Source organism: Dyadobacter fanqingshengii (genome assembly GCF_023822005.2).
Taxonomy (GTDB): domain Bacteria; phylum Bacteroidota; class Bacteroidia; order Cytophagales; family Spirosomataceae; genus Dyadobacter; species Dyadobacter fanqingshengii.
On record NZ_CP098806.1, the window covers coordinates 338,512 to 364,709 of the forward strand.

20 protein-coding genes are annotated in these 26,198 nt (G+C 45.6%); 15 read left to right on the plus strand and 5 right to left on the minus strand.

All coding sequences use genetic code 11. The features are described 5' to 3' along the window. Nucleotides 1-2: 2 nt before the first annotated feature. Nucleotides 3-1,964, minus strand: a complete 1,962-nt coding sequence (locus NFI81_RS01320; protein WP_234614676.1) for an alpha-1,4-glucan--maltose-1-phosphate maltosyltransferase — start codon at nucleotides 1,962-1,964, stop codon at nucleotides 3-5. A 331-nt stretch (nucleotides 1,965-2,295) separates the two neighbouring features. On the opposite strand from NFI81_RS01320, the gene NFI81_RS01325 reads away from it, so the two are divergent. The 4 genes from NFI81_RS01325 (at nucleotide 2,296) to NFI81_RS01340 (ending at nucleotide 8,139) form a co-directional block, all read left to right on the plus strand. Then, nucleotides 2,296-2,673, plus strand: coding sequence for a response regulator (locus NFI81_RS01325; protein ID WP_234614675.1), 378 nt, complete (start codon nucleotides 2,296-2,298; stop codon nucleotides 2,671-2,673). A gap of 98 nt (nucleotides 2,674-2,771) precedes the next feature. After that, nucleotides 2,772-6,983, plus strand: coding sequence for a malto-oligosyltrehalose synthase (treY, locus tag NFI81_RS01330; RefSeq protein WP_234614674.1), 4,212 nt, complete (start codon nucleotides 2,772-2,774; stop codon nucleotides 6,981-6,983). Between the two features lie 73 nt (nucleotides 6,984-7,056). Beyond that, on the plus strand, nucleotides 7,057-7,530 hold the full coding sequence (locus NFI81_RS01335) for a hypothetical protein (protein WP_234614673.1): 474 nt from the start codon (nucleotides 7,057-7,059) through the stop codon (nucleotides 7,528-7,530). A gap of 24 nt (nucleotides 7,531-7,554) precedes the next feature. Then, on the plus strand, nucleotides 7,555-8,139 hold the full coding sequence (locus NFI81_RS01340) for a DUF4202 domain-containing protein (RefSeq protein WP_234614672.1): 585 nt from the start codon (nucleotides 7,555-7,557) through the stop codon (nucleotides 8,137-8,139). A gap of 14 nt (nucleotides 8,140-8,153) precedes the next feature. Here NFI81_RS01340 and NFI81_RS01345 read toward each other — a convergent pair whose 3' ends face one another. Beyond that, nucleotides 8,154-10,007 (minus strand): YfbK domain-containing protein, encoded by a 1,854-nt coding sequence (locus tag NFI81_RS01345; protein WP_234614671.1) that lies wholly within the window; start codon nucleotides 10,005-10,007, stop codon nucleotides 8,154-8,156. A gap of 142 nt (nucleotides 10,008-10,149) precedes the next feature. Between NFI81_RS01345 and NFI81_RS01350 the strand changes: the two genes are divergently transcribed. From NFI81_RS01350 to NFI81_RS01365, 4 genes are all read left to right on the plus strand, one after another. Then, nucleotides 10,150-10,740, plus strand: a complete 591-nt coding sequence (locus tag NFI81_RS01350) for an RNA polymerase sigma factor (RefSeq protein WP_234614670.1) — start codon at nucleotides 10,150-10,152, stop codon at nucleotides 10,738-10,740. After that, nucleotides 10,727-11,737, plus strand: coding sequence for an energy transducer TonB (locus NFI81_RS01355; protein ID WP_234614669.1), 1,011 nt, complete (start codon nucleotides 10,727-10,729; stop codon nucleotides 11,735-11,737). The genes NFI81_RS01350 and NFI81_RS01355 overlap by 14 nt, the downstream gene beginning before the upstream one ends. Nucleotides 11,738-12,224: 487 nt before the next feature. After that, on the plus strand, nucleotides 12,225-12,614 hold the full coding sequence (locus NFI81_RS01360) for a response regulator transcription factor (RefSeq protein ID WP_082214265.1): 390 nt from the start codon (nucleotides 12,225-12,227) through the stop codon (nucleotides 12,612-12,614). Between the two features lie 13 nt (nucleotides 12,615-12,627). Then, nucleotides 12,628-13,842 carry a sugar transferase gene (locus NFI81_RS01365; protein ID WP_252176029.1) on the plus strand — a complete coding sequence of 405 codons (1,215 nt, stop codon included), beginning with the start codon at nucleotides 12,628-12,630 and terminating at the stop codon, nucleotides 13,840-13,842. Between the two features lie 46 nt (nucleotides 13,843-13,888). Here the strand turns inward: NFI81_RS01365 and NFI81_RS01370 are convergent, their stop codons facing one another. Next, a complete protein-coding gene (locus tag NFI81_RS01370; RefSeq protein ID WP_275976829.1) occupies nucleotides 13,889-14,365 on the minus strand; it encodes an acyltransferase in 477 nt (158 codons plus the stop codon). Nucleotides 14,366-14,616: 251 nt separating this feature from the next. Between NFI81_RS01370 and NFI81_RS01375 the strand changes: the two genes are divergently transcribed. The 5 genes from NFI81_RS01375 to NFI81_RS01395 are packed head-to-tail and all read left to right on the plus strand — an operon-like array spanning nucleotide 14,617 to nucleotide 20,336. After that, on the plus strand, nucleotides 14,617-15,285 hold the full coding sequence (locus tag NFI81_RS01375; protein ID WP_234614667.1) for a TolC family protein: 669 nt from the start codon (nucleotides 14,617-14,619) through the stop codon (nucleotides 15,283-15,285). Further along, nucleotides 15,282-17,462, plus strand: coding sequence for an exopolysaccharide transport family protein (locus NFI81_RS01380; RefSeq protein ID WP_234614666.1), 2,181 nt, complete (start codon nucleotides 15,282-15,284; stop codon nucleotides 17,460-17,462). The genes NFI81_RS01375 and NFI81_RS01380 overlap by 4 nt, the downstream gene beginning before the upstream one ends. After that, nucleotides 17,459-18,640: a glycosyltransferase gene (locus tag NFI81_RS01385; protein WP_234614665.1), complete on the plus strand. Its 1,182-nt coding sequence runs from the start codon at nucleotides 17,459-17,461 to the stop codon at nucleotides 18,638-18,640. The genes NFI81_RS01380 and NFI81_RS01385 overlap by 4 nt, the downstream gene beginning before the upstream one ends. 8 nt (nucleotides 18,641-18,648) lie before the next feature. Continuing rightward, complete coding sequence (locus tag NFI81_RS01390; protein WP_235138250.1) at nucleotides 18,649-18,798, plus strand: hypothetical protein; 150 nt, start codon at nucleotides 18,649-18,651, stop codon at nucleotides 18,796-18,798. Then, entirely contained in the window at nucleotides 18,798-20,336 is a 1,539-nt protein-coding gene (locus NFI81_RS01395) for an O-antigen ligase family protein (protein WP_234614664.1), read from the plus strand. Before NFI81_RS01390 ends, NFI81_RS01395 begins: the two co-directional genes overlap by 1 nt. Here the strand turns inward: NFI81_RS01395 and NFI81_RS01400 are convergent. Then, the gene (locus NFI81_RS01400) at nucleotides 20,329-21,396 is read right to left on the minus strand and encodes an acyltransferase family protein (RefSeq protein WP_234614663.1); all 1,068 of its coding nucleotides are present in this window, start codon (nucleotides 21,394-21,396) and stop codon (nucleotides 20,329-20,331) included. The genes NFI81_RS01395 and NFI81_RS01400 overlap by 8 nt on opposite strands. A 47-nt stretch (nucleotides 21,397-21,443) precedes the next feature. On the opposite strand from NFI81_RS01400, the gene NFI81_RS01405 reads away from it, so the two are divergent. Both NFI81_RS01405 and NFI81_RS01410 read left to right on the plus strand, forming a co-directional pair. Next, the gene (locus tag NFI81_RS01405; RefSeq protein ID WP_234614662.1) at nucleotides 21,444-22,322 is read left to right on the plus strand and encodes a beta-1,6-N-acetylglucosaminyltransferase; all 879 of its coding nucleotides are present in this window, start codon (nucleotides 21,444-21,446) and stop codon (nucleotides 22,320-22,322) included. Between the two features lie 6 nt (nucleotides 22,323-22,328). Continuing rightward, complete coding sequence (locus NFI81_RS01410; protein ID WP_234614661.1) at nucleotides 22,329-23,543, plus strand: glycosyltransferase; 1,215 nt, start codon at nucleotides 22,329-22,331, stop codon at nucleotides 23,541-23,543. On the opposite strand, the gene NFI81_RS01415 is transcribed toward NFI81_RS01410, so the two are convergent. Further along, complete coding sequence (locus NFI81_RS01415) at nucleotides 23,525-26,143, minus strand: hybrid sensor histidine kinase/response regulator (protein ID WP_254410607.1); 2,619 nt, start codon at nucleotides 26,141-26,143, stop codon at nucleotides 23,525-23,527. The genes NFI81_RS01410 and NFI81_RS01415 overlap by 19 nt on opposite strands. Between the last annotated feature and the right edge of the window lie 55 nt (nucleotides 26,144-26,198).

Consider the following 26,198-nt stretch of genomic DNA (forward strand, 5'->3'; position numbering starts at 1 on the left):
TGTTATCCATTCAGTTTTTCTATTTTTAATATATGCGCCGGCATTTCGTAAGGGTTAAGCTGGATGAAATTGTATTCACCCTGCCAGTAATATTTTTCGCCACTCAGCATATCGCTAACCCGGTAAGTCTGGTCGGGATGAATGCCGAAACGGTGTATCGGCACCTTAATGTGTGCGCCCTGCGTATTGAATACGTCCAGGTTCACCGATATGAGCAATGCATTTTTGGATGCGTCGTCTTCCTTGATGTAGCAGATTACATTTTCATTAGTGGTCTCCGCAAAATCAATGTTCCAGGTAGATTGCAATGCGGGATTTTCCTTTCGGATGCGGTTCACTCGTGTAATGATCTCCCGGGTGCGGCTGTAACGGTTCCAGTCCCAATGCTTGATCTCGTACTTCTCATTGTCTGTATATTCCTCTTTTCCCGGATGCGGCGTATTAACGCCATACTCGTAAACGGGGCCATACATGCCGTAATTGGATGATAATGTCGCCGCCAGGATAAACCGGGTAATGTGTGCATTCTCGCCCCCTTCTACCAGATGATGCGGAAGGATATCGGGCGTATTGGGCCAGAAATTAGGACGGAAGTAATACTGCTGGTCTGTTTTGGTGAGCTCGTTCATATATTTCTCGATCTCCCATTTGCTGTTCCGCCAGGTGAAATAGGTGTAAGACTGGTTAAAGCCAATTTTGGCCAAACGCTCCATGACACGGGGTCTGGTAAAGGCTTCTGCCAGAAATATAACCTCGGGATTAACCTTGCGCACTTCACCGATCATCCATTCCCAGAAAGCAAATGCTTTGGTATGCGGGTTATCGATCCTGAAAATGCGCACACCTTTACCGATCCAGAAATCAATGACACTTTTTAATTCCTCCCAAAGATTTTGCCAATCCTGCGTTTCGAAATCGAAAGGAAGGATGTCCTCATATCTTTTGGGTGGATTTTCAGCATACTGGACCGTTCCGTCCGGCCTCCATTTGAACCATTGTGGATGTTCTTTCACATAAGGGTGATCTGGCGCACACTGATAAGCAATGTCCATCGCAATCTCGATATCCATATTTTTAGCCTCGGTGACCAAATTTTCAAAATCCTCAATCGTACCGAGTTCGGGATGAACTGCCTTGTGGCCTCCCAACCGGTTACCAATCGCCCAGGGTGAGCCCGGATCCGTTTCCGATGGCGTAAGAGAGTTGTTCTTACCCTTCCTTTTCATCTCCCCGATGGGGTGCACCGGCGGGAAATAAAGGGTATCAAAACCCATTTTTGATACAAGGGGCAACAGGCTTGCAACATCTTTGAATGTCCCGTGGCTGTCGGGCAATGAAGAAGCTGATCTCGGAAAAAGCTCATACCAGCTGCTAAAACCGGCTTTTTTACGCTCGACTTCCAGTTTATAAGTGCGCTCATAAACCGTAATGCGATCTGTATAGCGGATTTTAGCCATCGCATCGGCCACTTCATCACTAATAGCCAGATTGACAGCCAATTCAGGATTTTCGGCTGATTTGAGCGCTTTAATCCATTTCGTAAATGCAGGTTTTTCCGTTTTATTTGTGAGCTGAGAAGCTTCCAGTAGCAGCTCTGCGCCGATGAGAATCTCGACAGAAATGTCCTGGTTAGCGTCGTATTTTTTTACTAACCCCTTCTTCCAGGTCGTAAAATGGTCAATCCAGCCTGTGAAGCGATATTCGTAGAAGCCAGTCTTTTCCGGTTTCCACGTTGCCTGCCATTGGTCGTTGATAATATATTGCATGGGAATTTCTTCCCAATTCATGTCTGATTCGTGTTTGTAGATTACGCTTGCCGCTACTACGTCGTGGCCATCCCCGATAATGTCTGCAGTCAAAGTCAACTGCTCACCGATTGCTCGTCTTGCGGAAAATCTGCCGCCTTCAATCTGGGGAGTAACGTTGGAAATCACGACCCGCTTTCTGCCGTCCTGAATATGCATTGATCCGATTTTTTGGTTTCCATTGGTGAATGGCTATTGTAGCAATCAAAACCATGCCTGCAGCAAATTTTTAGGGCCTTATCCGTGAGCATAATACGTGTCTAAATTCTCGATAATTTATATTTAGCGGTTTGGTTTAAACGCTCTAATGGCGTAAATTTCAACGCCTTCACAAAGCCTGAACCCAACACAATTTTAGAATCAGATCCAGTCCCGGAAAATCCGAACTGCGATGCTAATTGTATGATTAAGATTAATATCACATACGCATTTAACATTTAGTGGGTTTTTAGAAAAACTATTCTGATCAATCATTTTCTCAGCCGGATCAATGGAGTTTATTCTGATTGACGACAGCATTTTTGACTTGTTTACGCAAGAAAAACTGCTTCTAAGGAGCGGACTTGCCCAATCAGTCAGAACATTCGGTTCTGCTCAACTGGCTATGGAGTTCTTATACGAACAATCAGACGAGTTTCCCGAAACCGTCATCCTGCTTGACATTCAAATGCCCGGTATAAACGGGTTTGAGTTTACCGGCCATTATGCTACATTGCCCGATGCACTGAGAAAGCGTATCAAGCTTTTTATGATATCTTCTACTGTGGACACCGAGGACATTGAAGAGGTCCGCTCGAACCCCTACGTGATCGAGTTGTTATCCAAGCCTTTGGAAATCAAGACACTGCGAGCACTTCTGGAAAAGTAGTTTGCCTTCCGTATTTAAAAGCTGGCCTGCTCAGTTTTATTTATAATGTTCAGGTGGCACAATATTTAATGTGCTTGAAAGAATAACATTCAGCCATTATGAACAATCCAATTGCAACCTATCGCATACAATTCCATAAAGATTTTTCTTTCGCCGATCTCGAAAAACGGGTTTCTTACTTACAGAAGCTTGGTGTCAGCACCCTTTATGCCTCGCCGATTTTAGCTGCCACAAAAGGCAGTACGCACGGTTACGACGGCATCAGCCCTGAGGTAATCAACCCGGAGGTTGGAACAGCCGAACAGCTTAGAAAGCTCAGCCAAACATTGAAGGAGCTTGAAATAAGCTGGTTACAAGACATTGTGCCTAACCACATGGCATTCCATTCCGAGAATGAATGGTTGATGGATGTGCTGGAAAAAGGCCAGCAGTCGGAATATGCGTCGTTTTTTGACATTGCATGGAATAGTAAGCTTTTCCAGGGAAAGCTGATGGTTCCTTTCCTGGGCGCCCCGTTGGAAGAAGTGATTGATAATCAGCAGATAAAGGTTGAGTACGCAGGCAACCGATTGGTGATCAATTATGAAGGAGCGACTTTCCCATTAAATATCAGGTCTTACATGAACCTGCTCGGCGCTGACCGGGAAAATGCGCCGGAGACGGTCGGGCAACTGGTACAGCAACTTAATGAGATTCACGAAGCCGAAGATCCGAAGATTTTTTCGCAGCGGTGGAGTGAGTTCTTACTGCAACTTTCGTCGCTGATGAAAAATGAGCAGATCAAGGGCTGGATCGATCAGGTTGTGGCTACGGTTAATGCCGACAAATCCAAAATTGCGGACCTTGTGAAAGGTCAGGAATATCTGCTTTGCTTCTGGCAGGATACCGATTCCAAGATCAATTTCAGGAGATTTTTTACAGTGAACGGCCTCATTTGTCTTAATATGCATTATGACGCAGTTTTTGATAAATATCATCAATTGATCAAAGTGCTTGTGGACGAGGGCATTTTTCAGGGACTTCGGGTAGACCATATTGACGGACTTTACGACCCTGCGGCTTATTTGGAAAAGCTGCGCGAGCTTTCAGGACCGGAAACGTATCTCATTGTTGAAAAAATATTAGAAAAAAGTGAGTCAATGCCTGCTGAATGGCCGATTGAGGGCACATCGGGTTACGAATTTCTAGCCGATGTGAACAATGTCTTCACCAATTCAGCTGCGGAAGATGTTTTCTCGACATTCTATCAGGACATAACGGACAGCAAAGATCCAATCCGTGAGCAATTGTTGGAAAAGAAATCGGGAATTCTCAATAATCACATGGGAGGGGAGCTCGATAATCTTTACCAGCTTTTTACCGACCTGGAACTTGTCGACCTCGAAAATCTTGAAGCCGTTGGCAAAGAAAATGTGAAGAAGGTGATCGGCGAATTTCTGATCCACTGTCCGATTTACAGATATTATGGTAATCAAATGCCATTATCCGAAACGGAAACCAGGGAGGTCAAAGCTGTATTTGAAGACATTATGTCGCATCATAATGGTCTTGAAAGTGCTATTGAATTGCTGGAACAGGCGATTCTTGAAAAAACCAATGGCGGTGACGAAGCCTATAATGCCAAAGCATTGGAATTTTATCAGCGCTGGATGCAGTTTACGGGACCGTTGATGGCGAAAGGCGGCGAGGATACATTAATGTATACTTATAATCGCTTCGTTGGGCACAATGATGTGGGTGATTTTCCGGACCGGTTTGGTATGCCGGTCAAAGAATTTCATCATAAAATGCGTTTACGCCAGAAAGAATGGCCGCTTTCATTAAACACAACTTCTACGCACGATACAAAAAGAGGCGAAGATGTGCGGGCACGCCTGAATGTGCTAACGGATCTGCCGGAGGAATGGATTGCCAGAGTAAACGAATGGCGTACATTGAATTCATCGATTAAAAAACCGGACGGACCAACTGACAATGATGAGTATCTGATTTACCAAACATTAATAGGAGCGTATCCAATGCCCGGTGAAGACGCAAGTGATTTCGCGGAGCGGCTAGGGGATTATTTAAAAAAAGCGCTGCGTGAGGCTAAAACGGATACAACCTGGGCAGAACCGAATGAAGTTTACGAAAAAAGCACGGAGGAATTCGCCCTTAAACTGCTCGATCCCAACTTGCCGTTCTTTGCTAATTTCCAGGAATATTTAAAAACCATTTCGGATGCGGGAATCGTCAATTCGCTTGCACAGGTTTTGTTGAAATTTACATGCCCCGGTGTCCCCGATGTTTACCAGGGAACCGAACTCTGGGACCTGAGCTTGGTTGACCCTGATAACAGAAGGCCATTTGACTACGAAAAACGTGAAAACTGGCTGCACGAATTTGAGGATTATGATACGGAAAGACTGGCCGAAAAACTCTGGGAATCGCGGAATTCCGGACAGATCAAACTATGGCTCACACACCAGCTTTATAATCTGAGAAAATTGAATCCGGTGCTGTTTTCGGAAGGTGATTATGTGCCTTTGAAAGTCCGTGGAGCCTACAAAGAACATATCCTGGCTTTTGCCCGGAAATACAAAAGAGAATATATCATCGTAGCCGTCCCTTTACACAGTGCAATGCTTTGTAAGGAACAAGGAAAGGCGTTTTTCGATCTGGACTGGAAAGATACATCCGTTGTGCTGCCCGATAATATGGACACCGCCTGGACGGAAATGCTGACGGGAGAGGAAGCTGAATATGAGGGCAAATTAACGCCCGGATTAATTTTCAAAAGTCTTCCTGTTGCGGTTTTAAAAGGAAAAAAGCCTGATAATGAGCGTAAGGCAGGGGTTTTATTGCACATTACATCGCTGGCGTCGCCTTTTGGAATAGGGGATATGGGCCCGGAAGCTTTTGCTTTCGCCGATTTTCTCTCAAAAAGCAGTCAGAAGTTATGGCAAATACTGCCCTTGAATCCAATAGAGGCTGCTCAGTCCAATTCTCCGTATAGCGCATTGTCCAGCCGTGCTGGAAATCCGTTGCTGATCAGCCCTGAAGTACTGGCAAAGGACGGGCTTCTGGAGAAGGAAAAGCTGAATGACTATATGCTTCCGCAAACCGGCAGAACGGATTATGAGCAAGCAGAAAAATTGAAGAATGATCTTTTGAAGGAAGCTTTTGAAAAGTTTCTTTCCCTGAACGATTCCGCTTCCAATGCGGAATTTGAAGCGTTTTGTGAAAAAAACCAGGCTTGGCTGGATGACTTCGCCATATACATTGCCCTCAAACAAAAGCACGATGGTAAGCCCTGGTATACCTGGCCGGAGCAGTTCAGAAAACGGGACGAAAACGCATTGCAAGAGATTGAATCTGAAAAATTGCAATTTATCAAATGGCAGCAATACATATTTGACAAGCAATGGAAAGATTTAAAATCTTACTGCAATGGCCTTGAAATTAAGCTGTTAGGGGACATTCCATTTTACGTGAGCTACGATTCTGCGGATGTTTGGGCCAATCCTGAGTTCTTCTGTGTGGATGAAGAAGGCAAAATTACCGGCATTGCCGGCGTTCCTCCTGATGCTTTTTCGGATGATGGACAACTTTGGGGAATGCCAGTTTTCGACTGGGATGTACTTAAAAAACAGGATTATAAATGGTGGATACAGCGGCTGGAAAAAAATATTGAGCTTTTCGACGTTGTCCGGCTGGACCACTTCCGGGCATTTACCGACTACTGGGAAGTAGCCGGTGGTGAAAAAACGGCAGTAAACGGCGAATGGAAGCTGGGCCCGGATGCTGAATTTTTTACAAAAATAGAAACGGCATTGGGCGGGCTTCCTTTTGTGGCCGAGGATCTGGGCGAAATGAGTCCGGGCGTTTATAAATTAAGGGACAAATTCGCATTGCCCGGAATGAAGGTTTTGCAGTTTGCTTTTGATGAAAACATGGCCCAGTCGGATCATATTCCGCATAACTTCAATGCCAATTTCTACGCCTACACCGGCACGCATGACAACAATACTACATTGGGCTGGTTCAGGAGCTCGAAGGACGGGGAGATGAAGGCTTTGATTGAGAAATATGTCGGCCATGAGGTGGATGAGGACAACATCTGTGAGGTGATGGCGCGGCTTACTTTCTCGTCCGTTGCCAAAGTGGCCATTCTTCCCATGCAGGATGTGCTTAAACTGGATGAGACGACGATCATGAACATTCCGGGCTCGAATGAAAATAACTGGTCATGGCGACTGAAACCGGGACAGGTTACGCATGAGGCCCAACAGTTTCTTTTGAACCTGACAACCCTCTGCAACCGTGATTAGAGGTTGCATAAAATGATTGTGAATGTTTGGATGTGGTTATATTTGTGAAAATACAGCAAATTTGAATGTTCCTATGCTTGTAAAAAAAGCCGCGTTATTGATCCTGTTCAGTGTTTCTCTGATCCAATTAACTGCCTGCAAGAATGCGGCTGACAGTCCGGCGGATGCGGCTGCTTTGCTGACAGTGGTGAAACAATGGAAAATTGATGAGATTGCTGTAAATGATGCGGTGACTTTTAAGGATGGGAAAATGACGCAGCAGTTTGGCGGGATTGATTTTGAGCGATATATGGAAACGGTTGAGCTTCGGAAAGACGGCACATTTTCGGGCGTTTTTAAAGGGGATAGCAAGCCATTTGATCTTAAATGGAAGCAAACTGATAAAAATCTGACAGTTGGCGCGGCAGATGCAGCCGTCAAAGGAGGCGAATGGACGATTGATCCGAAGGATGTTAGCAGCGAATTTTTTACCATGAAAACACAAAGCACTGCATACGACTATCCCCGGATGACCAGCATATCCCTTAAATTCAAAGCTGTAAAGTAAACCCACATTCGCAAAACACCGGAAATGAAGAATCTTGAAAAAGCCTTCGCGCTTTTTGACGCCTATAACCGCAATTCGCCTGAACATTTAGTCCATGAGGGGACAGAATATCCGGCTGAATATTTTTATGCCATAAAACTGCATGAATGGGTTACAAAACTTGCTCCCGAGGCAAGCGAGAGCTTATTGCTGGCATCAAGGGCACAGCATATCGGGCGCTGGGAAATTGCCCGGAATACTTACGAGGAAGGCAGGGTAGGTTATCTCAAATGGAGAACGGACCTGTCTAAATTTCACGCCTCAAAAGCCGCCGAAATAATGGAATCTGTCGGGTACGATGCAGAGACCATTGAGCGGGTACAGCAAATTATCCGCAAACAAAAAATAAAAGCGGATGATGAAGTGCAAACTATGGAGAATGCGCTTTGTCTGGTGTTTTTGGAATATCAATTTGATGACCTCATTGCCAAAACAAGTGAGGAAAAAATGATCATCATTTTACAAAAAACGTGGGCCAAAATGAGTGACCCCGGCAGAAACCAGGCGCTTTCCTTACATTATAGTGATGAAGGAAAGCGCCTGATCAACATGGCATTAAGTGCGTCTTGATGCCATGTTTTATTCTAATCTTTTTGTGCTGTTTCTTTTCTGTTATCCAATGTCTCCGCAGTTTTAACAAGTTGCACAAATTCTGAGCGGTAACCTTCTTCGTCTTTACCAAATGCCGTTTTGGCCCGCGCAACAACTTCCCGGTAACTGGCTTTGCCTTTAAATTCCGAGTTACGAAGCAATAACCCGAACTCTGCCACTGCGCTCGCAAAGCGGAGATTTTCTGAACAGTCTGCAAGTGGTTTGGAGGTGTTTTTAATAGGCATGTCAAACAAAATGCTCTTGACTGAATCCGGCTTTTTGTAACGGATTTTTAATGTCAGCATTTCGTCTGTTTTCCCAAGGTCCGACGCATCTGTTTTTTGATATTTCAATGCATCATTTTTTGACAGATAGGAGCTGTTGGCACCTGCAGGAACAATTTCGTACAGCGCGGTAACCGAGTGTCCCGAGCCCATTTCACCTGCATCTTTTTTATCGTCACGAAACTCCTCGTTTTTGAGCGCGCGATTTTCGTAACCTATTAACCGGTAAGCCTGTACATGCCGCGGGTTGAATTCAATCTGGACTTTAACATCCTTGGCGATCGTGAAAAGTGTTCCGCCGAATTCCTGAACAAATTCTTTCCTCGCTTCCTGAATGTTATCAATGTAAGCATAGTTGCCATTGCCTTTATCGGCAAGCGTTTCAATGTGGCTGTCTTTGTAATTTCCCATCCCAAATCCCATAATGCTTAGGAAAATACCCTCTTTTCGCTTTTCTTCAATTAGTCGCTGCAATTCGCCTTCGCTTGAAATCCCAACATTGAAATCGCCGTCGGTTGCCAGAATTACGCGGTTGTTTCCGTCTTTCATGAAGTTATCTTTCGCGAGCTTATAAGCCAGTTCAATCCCCGCACCGCCAGCCGTCGAACCGCCTGCTTCGAGCCCGTCAAGCGCTTCCTTAATAGTCATTTTTTCACTGCCGGATGTGGGTTTTAAAATCTCACCCGCAGCGCCAGCGTACACGACAATGGAAATTTTATCCTGAGGACGAAGCTGGTCAACGAGGAGTTTGAAAGCTTGTTTTAAAAGAGGAAGCTTATTCTGGTCGGACATGGAGCCAGAGACGTCGATCAGGAAAACCAGGTTCGAGGCGGGCAAATTTTTGGTCGGGACGGTTTTCGCCTGCAAGCCAATGTGCAGCAGTTTTAGTCCCGGATTCCAGGGAGAGTCTGTCATTTCACCGGATACGGCGATGGGGTGCTCGCCTGATGGCTCTGTATAATCATAATCAAAATAGTTGATCATTTCCTCAATTCTGACCGCATCCACGGGAGGCATTTGTCCTGAATTTAAAAACCGGCGCGTGTTGCTGTAAGATGCCCGGTCCACATCAACGGAGAATGTTGTGACAGGCGTTTGGGACGCAAACTGGAAGCCATTTTCATTAATCGGATTGTAATTTTCGGTTTCCAGAGGCTGGTGCCGGGGCATAGGCGCCATAAAAGTCTGCGCGGCCGATTCCATTTGCACGTAACTGCCGGAAACTTTTCGATGGACCTGATTACTTTCGCTCAGCGCGTCTGTCAAGTCAATGCGGCTGATGGCTAATGTCACATTCAATGTGTTAGCGGTGCCTAACCTCACTTCTTTGGCTGCATAATGGGGCATCGAGAAGATCAGCGTTTTTGCGTAATCAGGAACCTGGATCGTGTATCTTCCCAGCGAATCCGTTTTGGCGGATATTATGGTGTTTTTCACCATAACAATCACATTAGCAAGCGGTTTTTGATTTTCATCTTTTACAACACCGGAGATTTTCCGGTTCTGCAGCAATGTAAAAGCCGTCAGGGCGAAAAAGAGGAGCAATGCAATTTTACTTTTCATGGTTAATAGATTTTTTGTTTATTGACAGGATGCAAGCCGCATTCAGATTCCATAGATTTTTTCTGACTTTTTTATGGAATTTCAAAAAAGCTGCATCTAATGGTTGACACATAGAGGTAATCATGTTTTTAAGCCGGCGCATGTGAGGTTTTTAAAAATATTCAGGGGAAATACAGTGGCACCGCTTTCAGAAGCGCAGCAACTCACGGCGTATCGCAGCTCCGGGGATGTTGGCGTGTTGGGTGCGCTCTATGAACCTTATATGGAAATGGTCTTTGCGCTGTGTTACAAATATTTGCAGGACGAGGACGCGGGTAAGGACGCCGTAATGCAGATTTTTGAAAAACTGGTCTTAGAGTTGAAAACACATGAAGTGGAGCATTTCAAAAGCTGGCTGCACAGCGTTTGCCGCAATTATTGTTTGATGCAGCTTCGCGCGAAAAAGGCATTTGTGACGGCAGATGACATCGACAATGAGGAAAGTGAAACGTTTCTGATCTCCGATGGACCCGAAGAGTCGCTTTTCGATGAAAAACAATTCGATGCCCTGGAAATGTGTTTGGGAACATTACAAAAAGAGCAAAGAACGGCGATACAACTGTTCTATATGCAGGAGAAATGTTACCGGGAAATTAGTGAAGATACGGGTTTTGATCTCAGTAAAGTGAAAAGCTATATCCAGAATGGCAAGCGGAACCTGAAAATTTGCATAGAAAAAAATGGCAGAAAATAGGTCAGATAGGGTTGGATTTGAGGACTTTCGCCGCTATCAAAGTGGTGAAATGTCGCTCAGGGAGCAACATTTGCTGGAAAAGCAGATGTTGGAAGATCCTATGCTCGCGGAAGCGTATGAGGGATTTCTTGCCATGCAACGAAACAACGCCGACTTTGCCAGCATTAAAAATGCCCTGAACCGGAATTTAGGAAAACGGATCAAGGGCAATCGAAAAAGGACAATTCCGATATGGGCCTACGGAGCTGCTGCTTCGCTGGTAATCACTATGGGTACACTCTGGCTTGTATTTGTTTCCAATCCACAAAAAGGTGACATCACGGAAACTGGACAAAATCTAGTGGAAAGGCCTTTGATTAAGCCTGAAACCAAACCTCAATCCGCTCCCGAAACGAATCTGGAAACAGCATTGCCTGTTAAAAAAACAACTCCGCGCACGAAGCCAGCGACGCAGCGAGCTCAGGAACCTGAACTTGTCATTGAAGTTCCTGCCCAACAGACTGAAACAGATTTGGCCGTCACAAATAGTGATGATCAGGTAAATGTTCCCGCTTCCGCGCCTGCGGAGAAGCAGGCGTTTGCCAACACAGCCCGTACGCAGCCACCCGCTGCCGCAGCCAGTCGCTTACGCGAAGAACCCAAGCACAAAAGGAGCCATACCGTTGTAGCCGAGGAGACTTCGGCCCGAGGTCTGGCGGCGTTACCGGATGTGACAAATTCCCTTACTAAGCTGACAGCCAGTCCATTAATGGGATGGGACGCGTATCGTGTTTATCTGGAAAAGCAAAGCGGCGCCGCCAGGCGCAAGGGAGAAGTGACGGTAAGCTTCTATGTAAATGCAGACGGCACATTGACCGACTTTACTGCCGAAGGTAAAAAGCAATTACATTCAGAAGGGATCCGCATCGTGAGAGAAGGCCCGCAATGGGTTCCGGTCAAGCAGCATGGCTCCACCGTACGCACTCCCGTTTCGGTTACATTACAATTCAGAAAGTAAACCAGCTTCCCCGGCGTAATTTCCCCGAACCGTTGTATCTGAACACTTTATAGAAATCCGCAGGATATAATTATCCAGGGATTTAAGTAATTCCGCGCAATACAACCGGTTACAAAATTACTCCGTAGAAGTAATTTGTATTTTTTTTCAAAATAGAATGTTAATTTTTTGCAATCTGGATAGTTGTATATAATTTTACTACGCATACATCACTCCCCTTCATACATATACCCGTTATAATAATTTCTGTTAAATCAAACCATACAACCAATCATCCATGTTTTTTTAGATTTGATACCGTAGAAACAGGATCTTTCGGATAAAATTTCCGGATAGATTTTGTTATCGGCAGTATTATTACTAATTCTACGTAAGAATTGGTTGTTATTTCGAAATGTGGCGGACGCAACCAGCTCAAACCAGGTGAAATCTCCAAATGGTAACATCAAACAAGCACCAGATAATTTGAATATTTTTTACTCAACCTATGAGCAGTAGAAGAAATCTCTTGATTATAGACGATGAGCCAAGTATCACCAAGATATTGGAGCATTTTCTAAAAAAGGACTTTAATGTTGTAATTAAAAGTGACGGATCCGAAGGCATGCTTTGGCTCGAAGAAGGTAATCAGGCTGACCTGATCATTGCAGATTTGCATATGCCCAATTTGAGCGGAAAAGAGTTTTTAAAGGTTGCAAAGGCCAGTAACTTGTATGCTGACATTCCCGTGATCATCCTTTCCGGATCTGACGAAAGCAGTGAACGTATCCAATGCCTGAACCTGGGTGCAGACGATTTTATGGTAAAACCATTCAATCCGATGGAAGTTCACGCCAAGATCAATGCAATCCTTCGCCGAAGTAAACGCTACTCTTAATCAGCAAATCAATATGGAATTGACAAGCACGTCCGCGGGAATGGTTGTTGAGCCAAAATCCTATGTCGCGTTGTTCAGGGTTATTTATCTGAACAAAGATCTGGAACAATATCTGCACTTTTCGGAGCAGTATGCCGACTCGCTGCAGGTCGAATATTTCGACTCCAAAGAAGGGGTTCTCCGCGCCCTTGAAGAGAATTTCCCCGCCGACATTATCCTGGCCCATTCAGAAAGCGGCGGCCTGGAACTGCTTGACACAATCCGCAATACGGCCGGATTTGGCAACATTCCTTTTGTGCTGATGGTAAATAACCTGAGCCCCGAAGCCATAGAAATGGCCCGGAAGCATCACGCTGATGACATTTTCTCGGTCCGGTTTGACGACGGTGACCTTATTACCCGCATCCGCTATTTCAAAAAACGGCAATGGTATGTCGCCAGCAAAGCTTCGGAAAAAATCAGTTCTCAAAACACCCGCACACCCATTTGGAAACGGGCGATCGACATCATTACGACGGGCGGCGCCGTGATCCTGTTACTCCCGGTTTTTTTGCTGGTGGCACTGCTGATCCGCCTGGACTCAAAAGGACCTGTTTTTTACAAATCCAAAAGGGTAGGGAGCGGCTACAAGATTTTTGACCTCTACAAATTCCGCACAATGCGCACGGATGCCGACCAGCTTATCCGAAAAATGGCTGCATTGAGCATGTATAATAAGAGCACCGAGCCCGTAAACCAGATCGAAAGCAATGGTTTGTGCGACGAATGTCTGGTTGGAAACCAGTGTAAGAGCCTGCTGTTCCACGATGGAAAGGAGATTTGCGAAAAGCTGTACCATTTTCAGAAAGACCAGAAGGCGGCGTTCATGAAATTCCAGAATGACCCACGGATCACGCGTTTCGGACAGTTTTTGAGAAACAGCAGTCTGGACGAATTGCCACAGTTGATCAACATCCTCAAAGGCGATATGTCGCTGGTGGGCAACCGCCCGCTGCCCCTTTACGAGGCTGAAAAAATGACTACTGATGACAAAATCCTTCGTTTTGCGGGTCCGGCCGGACTTACTGGCCTGTGGCAGGTGACCAAACGCGGAAAAGGAAAAGCGGATATGTCCGAAGAGGAAAGAACGCAGCTGGACATTACTTATGCGAAGGAATTTTCCTTCAAAATGGATATGCAGATCATTTTAAAGACGTTCCCGGCCCTCTTGCAATCAGAAAACGTTTAACCCTCCCTATCTTTAAAACTATCGAAATTACTTTTACACGCTTATGTTAAATGGTTTTGATCCATTCATTGCGCGACCCGTCATACTGTTTGATAACCCTCGCAGGGTTGCCGACAGCGACAGAGTAGGGAGGGATATTTTTGGTGACAACGGCCCCTGCGGCAATTACGCAGTGTTTTCCAATGGTAACCCCGGCAGTGATCACGGTGTTGGCACCAATCCAGCAGTCGTCTTCAATGACAATGGGCGCAACGCTAACGCCTTGCTGGTGAATCGGTTGCTTAATGTCAGTGTAATTATGGTTCAGTCCGCTTGCCACGATGTTCTGTGCGAGAATGACATTGTTACCAACCGTTATCGGGCCAATGATCACATTGCCCAGGCCAATCAGCGAATTATTGCCAATCCTGACTTCCCCCACACCATTATTAACCGTAGTAAAGTCTTCAATCATGGAATTGTCCCCGATTGAGAAAGGATTGAATGGAAGCACATCCATTCTGACCCAGCTCCTTATAATCACGTTTTTTCCTCTTTGATGATAAAACCGGTTTAATATCACCCTCACCCAAAGCCTCGGACGAGCCTGATTAGTTGGAATAAGAAGCCAGTGAAAGAATTTTTTTAAACGTGGATTGCTCTTGATTTGGTCTGAAAAAGCCATTCGGGTTGGGCAGAGAGAAGTAGAAGTAATTTTATTCAAATGTATTTCCTATAACTACAAAATCAAGCAAAACTCATTTTAAATAAACTATTTTTTAAAAAATAATGCCGATGAGATACGCAGTGTTTTTAATTCCCTTGTTTTTGATCACCCTCACAACACACGCCCAGGAGTCTTTGAGCAAAGATGTAGACTATGCTTATCTCGAAAAATTAATCACAATTACCAGGGCTAACTACCCAAAGATCAAGATGTACGACGACCGGGTTACGGTAGCTGAATACGCGATCAAAAAAGCGAAGCTTTCGTATTTTGACATTTTCAATTTCTCTTATCTATATAGCCCAAACAACAACACAGCCACCATTTCTCCCACATTACTAAGCGGTTACCAGCTGGGGTTCTTCGTAAATATTGGCGCCATTTTACAAAAGCCGAGCCTGATCAAACAGGCCAAAGGGGAGCTTTCGGTTATGCAGCATGATAAGGAAGCTTTTGACCTGAATATGGTTTCGGAAGTGAAGAAACGGTATTTCACCCTGATCCAGAAACGAGCGGTTTTTAAAGTGCGCTCCAATGCAGTACTGGACGTGGAAAGTATGGTTGCCAATGTCAAAAAACGCTTTGAAATGGGGCAGGAAACATTGGAAAAATATAATCAGATACTCGTTATGCAGACGGACCACTACCAAAACCTGCTGAATGCAGAAAGTGAGATTTTGATAGCAAAAAGCAGTCTGGAAGAATTGTTGGGACAAAAATTAGAAGATATAAAATGAGCGAGTTTGTACAATTTTTGAAATTATTGCAACGCAATAAGATCACGTTGATCCTGGTTCCGCTGATCACCGTGATCCTTTGCTATTTCCTCGTCCGGCGCCTGCCCGACACATTTGAATCACACGCACGCATTGCAACGGGCCTCGTAGACAAGACGGACCAGGTTGTTACCAAGGCAAAAGACGAACAGGACCAGCAGATCGCGCGCAAGTTTGAGAGCCTGATCCAGGTGCTGCGTCTGAAAAGGACCATAGATCAGGTATCTTACCGATTGATCCTGAATGATTTGAAAGGTTTGAAGGACTCGACCTGGCGTGAACCGGTGAAAGAATTGGAATCCATGAGCAAGGCTGATAAAAGTAAAGCCATTGCCCTGATTACGCAGAAATACAAAAACCGCGAGGAGCTATTTTTGTCCAAACCTTATGAAAATTACCTGAACAACATTATTGTAGATATGGGTTACGGCGCCAATGCGCTGCGTGAAAAGCTCATCATTTACCGCACAGGCGTAGGCGATTATATCGACATTGAATTTGAGGCCGAAAATCCGGACCTGGCAGCATATGTGATCAATACGCTGAGTGAGGAGTTCATTTCCGATAACTCGTCCCGCGTGGTTGGAAACAATAAGAAGACAATTGACTTCCTGCAAAACTTCATGCTGCAAAAACTCAGCGCATTGAACACCCGCATGAACACGCTCAGGAATTTCAAAATTCAGAACCGTGTTCTGAACCTGAATGAGCAGGCTAAAAGTATTTACGGTCAAATGGCTGATTATGAGACGAGAAGAGAGGTGGCGCAAAAGGATATCGTTGCTTTGGGTGCGGCTATCAATAACATTGACAAGAAATTTGACCCGACCGAACGGAAATATTTTGAAAGCGCGCTAACCGGCATCAATCAGAAGATCATTGCTTCAAAAAGCAACCTGAGAGCACTGAACGAGCGATATGTGCTCAGTAATTTTGATCAGCGCCTGAAATTCAGCCTGGACTCATTGAGGACCCAATTAACCGAGGAAATTGACGAAGCCACGGACAAGTATGCTTACAACCCGATGGCGCTGAAACAGGATCTGGTGACGCAGAAATTGCAAATGGAAATTTCGCTGGAACTGGCTAAAAACAGCGTTGCTTCAATACAAGGTGAATTAAACCGGTTGAACCGCAAATTCGACGGACTCGTGCCGAATGAGGCGACGATCCAGGAATATGAAACCTCAATTGACATTGCCAGTAAAGAATACATTGAGGCGCTGCAACGCTATAATGAGGCGAGCCTGGAATTCAGCTTCCCGGTTTACCTGCGTCTGATCGAAAGGGCGATGCCGGGTGAAGTGCAGGCTTCCAAGAAAATGGTGCTGGTTGTGCTTTCGGGTGTTATCAGCTTCACATTCTGCGTGTTTGTGTTCTTCATTTTGTTCTACATTGATAAATCCATCCGCTATCCATTGCAACTGGCCAATGCTACCGAAAGGCCCGTGTTGGGCTATCTCAATGCATTGGACAAAGGCTCAAACCTGAGCCTTTCGGGCATGAATGCTTCGGACGATAAGTCGATCAGGCTTTACAAAAATCTGGTTCGCTCGATCCGTTATGAGCTTGATAATGAGATTGATGATCCGAAGATCATTGCGGTTACAAGCTTGTCGTATGGCGTTGGCAAAACTTCTTTTGTCGTAGCGCTTGCCTGGGCGTTCTCCAAAATAAACAAGTCGGTGCTGATCATTGACGGGAATTTCGGCCAGCCGGACATTTCCAAGCTGAACCCCGATACGAGTCTGATCGAGAACTTTGTGAACAGTAGCAGCATCATCGAGGCCAAAGCGGGGCAAATCAGCATTCTGGGCAATAAGGGAGGCGACATTTCCCTGCTCGAACTGGCCGATGAAAAATCGGTTGGTGATCGGCTGCAAGTGCTGAAAACGCATTTTGACATTATTTTGGTGGAAACGGATTCGCTCACAGCCATGAACAAGGCGAAGGAATGGATCACATTCTCGGACCGTGTGGTGGCCGTTTTTGCAGCCGGAAGATCTATTTCGGATGATGATCAGTCTAAAATCCAATATCTCAATAATCTGGAAGACAAATTCTCCGGCTGGGTGCTTACCAACACAGAGGACATTCCTGAGCAAGCTGGGAAGATCGGAAAACCGGTGGAAGTATGAAAATAGTCGAAGCGGTTTGGTTACTCATTCAATTCCTGATCTGGTATAACCTGGTGTTTCCGGTTGTGCTGCTTATTATTTACAGTATTCGCGGTAAGGACAAGCTGGCGCCGGCACATGCGGTGGCTCCCGAACATCCGGATTATGCCATTATTGTTACAGCATACGAATATACGCAACAGCTTCCAGCGGTGGTAAGCTCGCTGCTGGAACTGGATTATCAGCGCTTTCATATTTATGTGGTCGCAGATAAATGCGACATTACCGGGCTCCATTTCCCGGCAGACAGGGTTTCGTTGCTCAGGCCGGAGCAAACCTTGGGCAGTAACACCCGCTCGCACTTTTACGCCATCCGTCATTTTATTAGACCCCATTCACATCTGACCATTATCGATAGCGATAACCTGACAGACCCTCAATATTTAAACGAACTGAATGTTTATTTCAAAGCCGGTTTTCAGGCAGTTCAGGGCGTCCGGGAAGCCAAGAACCTGGACAGTACTTATGCTTGTCTGGATGCGGCCAGGGATATTTATTATCATTTTTATGATGGGAAAGTGCTTTTCGGTGCAGGCTCTTCGGCAACATTGGCGGGCTCGGGAATGGCATTTACGACGGCGCTTTACAAAGAATGTCTGGGGCATCTGGACGTTACCGGAGCGGGTTTTGATAAGGTGCTCCAAGATGGCATCGTCAGCAGAAAATACCGGATTGCATTCGCAGAGAAAGCCATTGTGTACGATGAAAAAACCACGGGAAGCGATCAGCTTGTGAAGCAGCGGGCGCGCTGGATCAACACCTGGTTTAAATATTTTGCACTGGGATTTAAGATATTTTTCAGTGGCTTAACCAGCTTCAACTGGAACCAGGCCCTTTTCGGACTTGTGCTGCTCAGGCCGCCATTGTTCATATTTCTGATCCTGTCCGTTTTCTTTATGTTGATTAACCTGTTTATTTCCATTCCTGTTGCCTTTATGTGGTTTGTGGGGCTGTGTGTTTTTGTAACAGGTTTTTATATTTCGCTAAAAAGCTCGCATACGGATTCCAGGATCTATCAATCGTTGGTTAACATCCCGAAATTCATTTCTTTTCAGCTCCTCGCGTTGCTCAATGCCAGGAAGGCCAACCAAATCTCTGTGGCCACACGAAGTAGCCAGACAGACCCTAAACAGATATAGCCTCCTGCATGATGAAAACTTATCCGGTTAAGACAGAGCAGAGAAAAAAGCAGACATTCGACCATCTCACGCCGATGCAAAAAAAGACGCGGCAGGTCGCCTTGCTGCTGGCCCTGGTGAGCGCATTCATTTTTTTCTTTAAAATCTTATTCTTTTAATGGAGAAGGATTTACAACTTTTTATTTCCAATAGCAATGCGGTTGAGCAAACCTTTAAAGGTAAGCTTCGCAAGTTGCTTTTGGTGGATAAGCTGAGCAACACGACCGGGTTGCTCATCCTTCTTTTGCTTTCGGCCGGGTTAGGCGCATTAATAGCTTACCAGGGCATCATTGCCGGCGCCTTGATCATTGTGTTAATGATCGGGCCACCATTTGTGTATGCCATTGTGGTTTTCCCGCAATTTGGAATTACGGTGCTGCTGATGCTCGCGTATCTGCTCTTTTTCGTGGGCAGGCTAGGCATTGATTTCCCACTTGGAACGGTCATGGACGGGATTCAGGGATTGCTCATTCTGGGCTTTTTCATTCGCCAGAAACGCGATCCAAACTGGACGATGTTCAAGGGGCCGATCGGGACGATGATCCTGATCTGGATTTTGTATAACATTACCGAAGTAGCCAATCCGGTTGCCGAATCGCGGTTGGCATGGGTTTACACGATCAGGGCAGTGGCGATTGTGATGCTTACGTATTTCGTGTTCATGTATCAGATCAGGACGGTGCAGCAAATCCGCTTTCTGTTAAAAATGTGGATCGGTCTGTCAACATTTGCCGCCTTGTATGCATTCAAACAGGAATTTATCGGTTTTTCAGCCGCTGAGGAAGCCTGGCTATACTCAGATCCGAACATTAAAGAGCTGCTTTTCATTTCCGGGCACTGGCGTAAATTTTCGATCTTCTCAGATCCCGTGGCTTTTTCCTATAATATGGTGGTCAGCAGTATTTTGTGCATTGCATTGCTATCGTATGTAAAGGAACGGTGGAAGAAAGTGGTGTTGGCGTCGCTTACCGTGATCATGTTCACTGCCATGCTTTTCTCGGGGACCAGGGGCGCATATGTGTTGCTTCCGGCAGCAATGGTTTTGTTTGTCATTTTAAAATTCAACAGGCAAGTGCTCATCGGAACAGCCATTGCAGGTGTAGGAATACTATTTTTGATTATGGTCCCTACGACCAACTCCAACATTGTCCGCTTTCAAACTGCATTCAAACCTAACGAAGACATTTCCTTTCAGGCACGCAAGAACAACCAGAAAAGGATCCAGCCTTATATTTTATCCCACCCCATGGGCGGCGGCCTGGGTGCGACGGGCGCCTGGGGACAGCGTTTTGCACCTCAGTCCTATCTCGCCAATTTCCCGCCGGATAGTGGTTATGTGCGGATTGCGGTGGAACTGGGCTGGATCGGCCTGGCGATATTTTGCCTGCTGATGTTCTTTATTTTGAGAGAGGGCATCAACAACTATTTCTTCATCCGAAATCCCGAACTGAAAACCTATTGTATGGCCATGCTGCTCATTGTATTTGCCTATAACATTGGCAATTATCCCCAGGAAGCGCTGGTTCAGTTTCCTTCAAACATCTATTTCTATCTCGCTGTGGCCATTATCAACATTACCAGGATCATTGATGATAAGGAGCAAGCTCGTAACGCAAAGCTGGAAGCCCGGCCGGAAGCTCCGCTGGGAGCTATTTGACAAGCACAGCCGCTGTGGCAACCGGCTTTTTGAAATGTTTGGCCAGCCCCATGAAGTATTTTTCGAAGTATTGATAAAGGAAATAGCTTACGATCAGTGATGCTGTTATCGTGATTCCAATGAGCAGATAGGGCTGAGAAACCGCAATGTTACCCAAAGCTATTCTGGTTAAAACAAACACAATGGGGTGGATCAGATAAACCGAATAACTGATTTCACCCAATGTGGAAAGTCCCCATTGCACAGAAGCGGGCAGGAACGAGAAATCTGCGATATAGATCAGGTAACAAAGCAAGGTTGTTAGTGCCGAAAAGACAATGCGGTTGTTGCCCGCAGCGAGTTGGATCGGCTCGCCCTGCACAGGGTAAGTAAAAAGCGCGATAACAACTACACTTGCGAAGTAAGGAGCAAACTTCACCAGCGCCGGATGCGGCTTTCTGAGTGCGCCCAACCCCATTCCCACCAGAAAAAAGACAAACTGGTTTAAAGGACTCACATATTTGCTCCATTGCGCGCCCAACGTGGAAGCAGGGTCCAGAACAATGTAAGTGAAGTAAAAGAACGGAATCAGGAAAGCGATCAGCAGAAGGATCAGATAATTCACATTGCGCTGCGTTAAGAGCAGTATGACCGGGAACAGGACATAAAATCCGAGTTCATTCCCGATTGACCACGCACCATTGGCTACAAACATTTCCGGTTTCAAAATTCCGGGCAGTACGAGCATGTTGACGGCCATTTTTTTCAATGTGTAACTTTCTTCCGAAAGCAAAAAGGTCAGGATTGTTGCCAGCCATAAAAGCGGAACGATCCGCAATATGCGTTTGATGAAAAAGGTCCTGATCCCATTTGTATTAAATGAATCGAAGTAAACTTTGTATAGCGTTAATCCGCTTAGGATGAAGAATATTGCCACCGCGTAGATCTTGATCACCGCCAGGGGAGAGGACGCATCGGTTTCGCCAAAATTGAGCAAATGCATGTGGTAAAACATGATCCCAAGGGCCGCAAGGCCACGCAAATAGTCCAGGGAATGAATCCTAAGCGGTGACTTAGACATTTAAATTGAGGAGCCAAGTAAAATTATTTGTACAAAAATATTAAATTATGCGCATATTCGTACAAACTATTATAGTGAAAATCGCTCACCTTATACTGGCTCATTCACAACCTGCGCAAGTGGCTCGGCTGGTCACAATCCTGGCACACAGCGATGCTTATTTTTTCCTGCACATCGATAAAAAAGTGGCTATCGCGGATTTCGAAGGAGTTTTGCCAAAAGAACGTGTGTATTTTGTTGAGAAGCGTGAGACGGTGGGCTGGGGTGCTTATAGCATTGTTCAGGCCACGATTAATGGTTTGACGGCGATCGCTTATTCGGGGCTGGACATCGGTTACATTAACCTGTTAAGCGGATCGGATTATCCTTTGAAACGAGCGGATGAGATCCACGATTTTTTCCAAAAACAAAATGGAAAGAATTTCATGGGATTTCAGTCGGTTACTACTGAATGGACAGAAGCGATTCCACGGTTGACGCAGTATCACCTGACCAATTACAGTTTTCCGGGAAAATATTTCGTTCAAAAATGGATGAATAAGCTGCTTCCCGCCAGGACCATGCCCGACAACCTTATTCCGGTCGGGAAATCACAGTGGCTGAGCATAACTATGGACGCGGCAAGGCATATATTAAGCTATTTGCAGTCGCATCCGGAGGTGGTACGCTTCTTTAAACACACCTGGGCCCCGGACGAAATCATTTTTCAAACCATTCTGTATAACTCGCACTTTCGCGATAAGATGATGAATGATAATTTGAGATATATACAATGGAAAGATGGGAAAGCCAGCCCGGAAACATTGACAATGAAGGATCAGGCCAGGTTACTCGATACGACTGCGCTTTTCGCACGAAAGTTCGATATGCATTCACAACCTGAGATACTTGACCAGTTAGACAAGAAGATTTTTAGCTTTACGTAGGTTATTATGGACATCGTTATTACCGGACAGCAGGCTTGGGACGTAGAAATAGGGAGCAATTGCAAAAACATTGCGCTCGAATTCAGCAAGCATCACCGGGTCTTGTATGTAAATTCCCCTCTCGACCGTGCCAGTTTGTTTAAAAACAGCAACGACCCTAAGGTTCTGAAGCGCCGCGAAGTGATTAAGAAGAAGCAGGACGGCCTGGAAAAAATACAGGAAAACCTTTGGGTGCTCTATCCCGACGAGCTGATTGAATCGATCAACTGGATTTCCTCGGATAAAATTTTCGCTTTTTTCAATAAACGGAATAACCAGATTTTTGCGGATTGCATTCAACGGGAAATTACCAGGCTGGGTTTCAAGGATATCATCCATTTCAATGACAATGATATGTTCCGGAGCTTTTTTCTCAAAGACATGCTCGAGCCCAAGTTGTCTGTATACTATTCGCGGGATTATATGCGGGCTGTGGATTACTGGAAAAAACATGGCGACCTGCTCGAACCGGAGCTGATCGCTAAAAGTGACCTCTGCGTCGCCAATTCCACGTATCTGGCCGATTATTGCCGAAAATTCAATCCCAGTTCCTATTATGTGGGCCAGGGCTGTGATCTGGATATTTTCCTGGCAGGGAACAAAGCTGCCGAACCGGCGGATCTGAGCCATTTGTCACGGCCGCGCATTGGGTATGTTGGCGCATTGCAAAGCATTCGACTGGATATGGACCTGCTGCAATACATTGCTGAAAAGCGGCCGGAATGGAACATTGTGCTGGTCGGGCCGGAAGATAATGAGTTTTTAACCAGCACATTACATCAGCTGCCGAATGTGATATTCACCGGTTCACGCGACATCAGCGAATTGCCGGCTTACATAAATGCTTTTGACGTTTGCATCAACCCGCAGCTGCTCAATGAGGTTACCATCGGCAATTATCCGCGGAAAATTGACGAATATCTGGCAGTAGGAAAACCCACCGTCGCAACCAGCACCGATGCCATGAGTGTTTTTTCAGAGCATGTTTATCTGGGAAAATCGAAAGAAGATTACATTAAGCTCATAGAGCAGGCACTCTCGGAAAATTCAGAAGCCAGGATTACAGCGCGGAGAGCATTTGCGAGCTCGCACACGTGGGAGAACAGCGTGGGAGAAATTTACAAGGCCATTGGTCTGTCAAGTTCCGATAAGAAAAACTATCATTACAGCAATTTCAGCTGAACCAGCCCCAATTCGGATTCCGCTTTTAATAAGACCAGTTTTTGGGACAGGTCACTGCTCCATTGTCCCTGTTTGAGAATGGCTTCCAGATCTTTGTACTGGTTGGCCGTTGAAAGCATTCCCACGGAAAAAAGGGAAGATCGGAATTTGTGAATGGACTGCCGAAGTCTGTCGAGATCTCCCGATGCGGAGGACTCTGCAATGGCATTCAACTGTGTCTTGCTGTCGTTCTCAAACATCTGGATCAGCTCGCCACGGAGTTCATTATCGCCGCCGGTAATTTCCGCCAGGTATTCAAGGTTAAGTATGCTGTCTGTCATGGTGCCCTGTTGTTGAGGATTTACTTCTATGATTGGTGATGCAGGAGGGGGCGTTTCCAAGTTGCCTTTATTCCCCAGATATGCAATTGTATATAATAACTCACTTTCCTTAAACGGCTTCGAAATGTAGCTGTTAGCACCAATGCTGAGGCATTCCTCCTTTTCGCCGACCATCGCGTGTGCCGTCATTGTAATGATCGGGATTGTTTTTGAGATGGACTTGCGAATCTCTTTAATTGCAGTGTAACCGTCCATGACGGGCATCTGGATATCCATTAAAACAATGTCAAATTCTTCCTCTCGCAGCTTATCCAACGCTTCCTGACCATTGTTAACGATCCTCAGTGGAATTTTTAATCTTTCAAATATAGCATGTAGTAACTTCTGATTTAATGTATTGTCCTCAGCAGCCAACACTTTCAGCATTGAAATAGATTCCCTTGGGTCAATAACCATTTCAATAGCCGCCGTTTCCACGGGAGCCTCCATCACCAGGAAAGGAAAATCTATAAAAAAAGTTGTTCCCCTGCCGAGCTCACTTTCCAGTTTTAATGTTCCTTCGAAAAGCCCCACGAGGGACTTCACGATGCTGAGGCCAAGCCCGGTTCCGCCAAAAACACGCGTAGTGCTCTCCGTGGCCTGTACGAAACGGTTGAAGACATCATTCAGCTTGTCTTTGGCAATTCCAACGCCCGTATCGGTGACGGTGATCCGGATGGTTTGCACCCCATTAATGGCCTCCCTGACGGGCGCGACATGCAATGCAACACCTCCTTTTTCAGTGAATTTGACGGCATTACCGCACACATTAAGCAAAATCTGGGTTAGCCTGAGCTTATCCGCTTCCACAAATGCCGGCAAGTCATTCGCCAGACTATACTGATAGGAAATTCCTTTTTCAACGGCCTTTTGTTTGGCAATAACAGAAACGGCTTCCACCACTTCCTGCAACGAAATGGTGGTCTTTTCCAGATGCACCTGGCCAGCTTCGATTTTGGAAAAATCGAGAATGTCATTGATCAGTTCCAGCAAGTTTCGCCCTGCATACTGGATGTACTCCACGTATTCAATGCTTTTGGGTTCCTTCACTTCGCCAACCAGCAAGTTGGTAAAGCCGATGATCGCATTGAGCGGCGTGCGGATTTCGTGGCTTACATTGGATAGGAAAATGTCCTTAACCCGCACCGATTTTTCGGCCAGCGCCCTCGCTTTTTCAAGTGTGGCTTCGTAATTGGCCCGTTCGGTGATGTCCCGGAAAACGGTGATTGCGCTCGTAACTTCGCCTTCAATGCCGATCACAGGTTGCACATTGGTTTCCAGGTGATATATCTTTTCGTTTTTGATGAGGTCGATTTTGTTGCCGGCCAGTTTTTCTCCGTTTAAACCCCTTGCTACGGGCAGGGTTTCGGGTGTAAATCGCTCGTGAAAGCGTGTAGGATCGAGTAATGTGATCTGGCTCAGCTCATCTTCCAGCGTGACCAGCTTTCCAGGTTTAAATCCTAATATTTCCCGTCCCGACTGGTTCAGAAAAACAATTTCACTTTGCTTGTTGATCACCATCACACCATCGGGGATCGCTTCCAGATACTGACTTACAAGGCGCTCTTTTTCATTTATTTCATTCTGTAAAAGGATCTGTTTTCGCTTGTCGAGATTCAGAAACACGATCGAAAGGACGGTGAGAAATAAACCTACAATGCCTGTGACAATGATAAACAGCACCGAATTTTCCTGTGTACGCGCCACGAGCATGCGGCGCAGGTTCAGGTTATGGTTTTCGTGGTATTCGATCTCGTTAATCTTGTTGGTCAGCGCCTTGTTGAGCCTGATGCCTTCTCCCAACCTGATTTTGGTAAAAGCACTGTCACGGCTAACGGTCCTGTAAATGGAGACAATCCCCTGAGAATAAGCAACAATGTTACTGGAAATCGACAGCAGTTGCCGAACCCGCACAGTCTGCGCCGCATCGTATTTAACCAGATTAAACAGCGTGTCCGTGATGCCGATCAGCTCAATCTTTTTGTTGTAATTGTCCGCCAGCAAATTGTTATCCTGCGTGATCAGATAACCGCGCATATTGGACTGGAAATCCTTGGTAACATGCCCGAAATTGGCAGTTTGATTCAAGACGCCGATCGTTCTGTTGAGGCGTTCATTATTGAGAGAAAGGTCCCGGACATTTTTGTACGTGAAATACTGGGAGCCAAAAATCAATGCGAGGCCAAGGTATATGCAAGCATAGTACCATCTAAAAGTAGCTTTTGTAAAATTGGCTGGCATACACTTAAATGAATTGGCGCACTGTAAATGATCGTTGGGAATGCTTGGGACACTA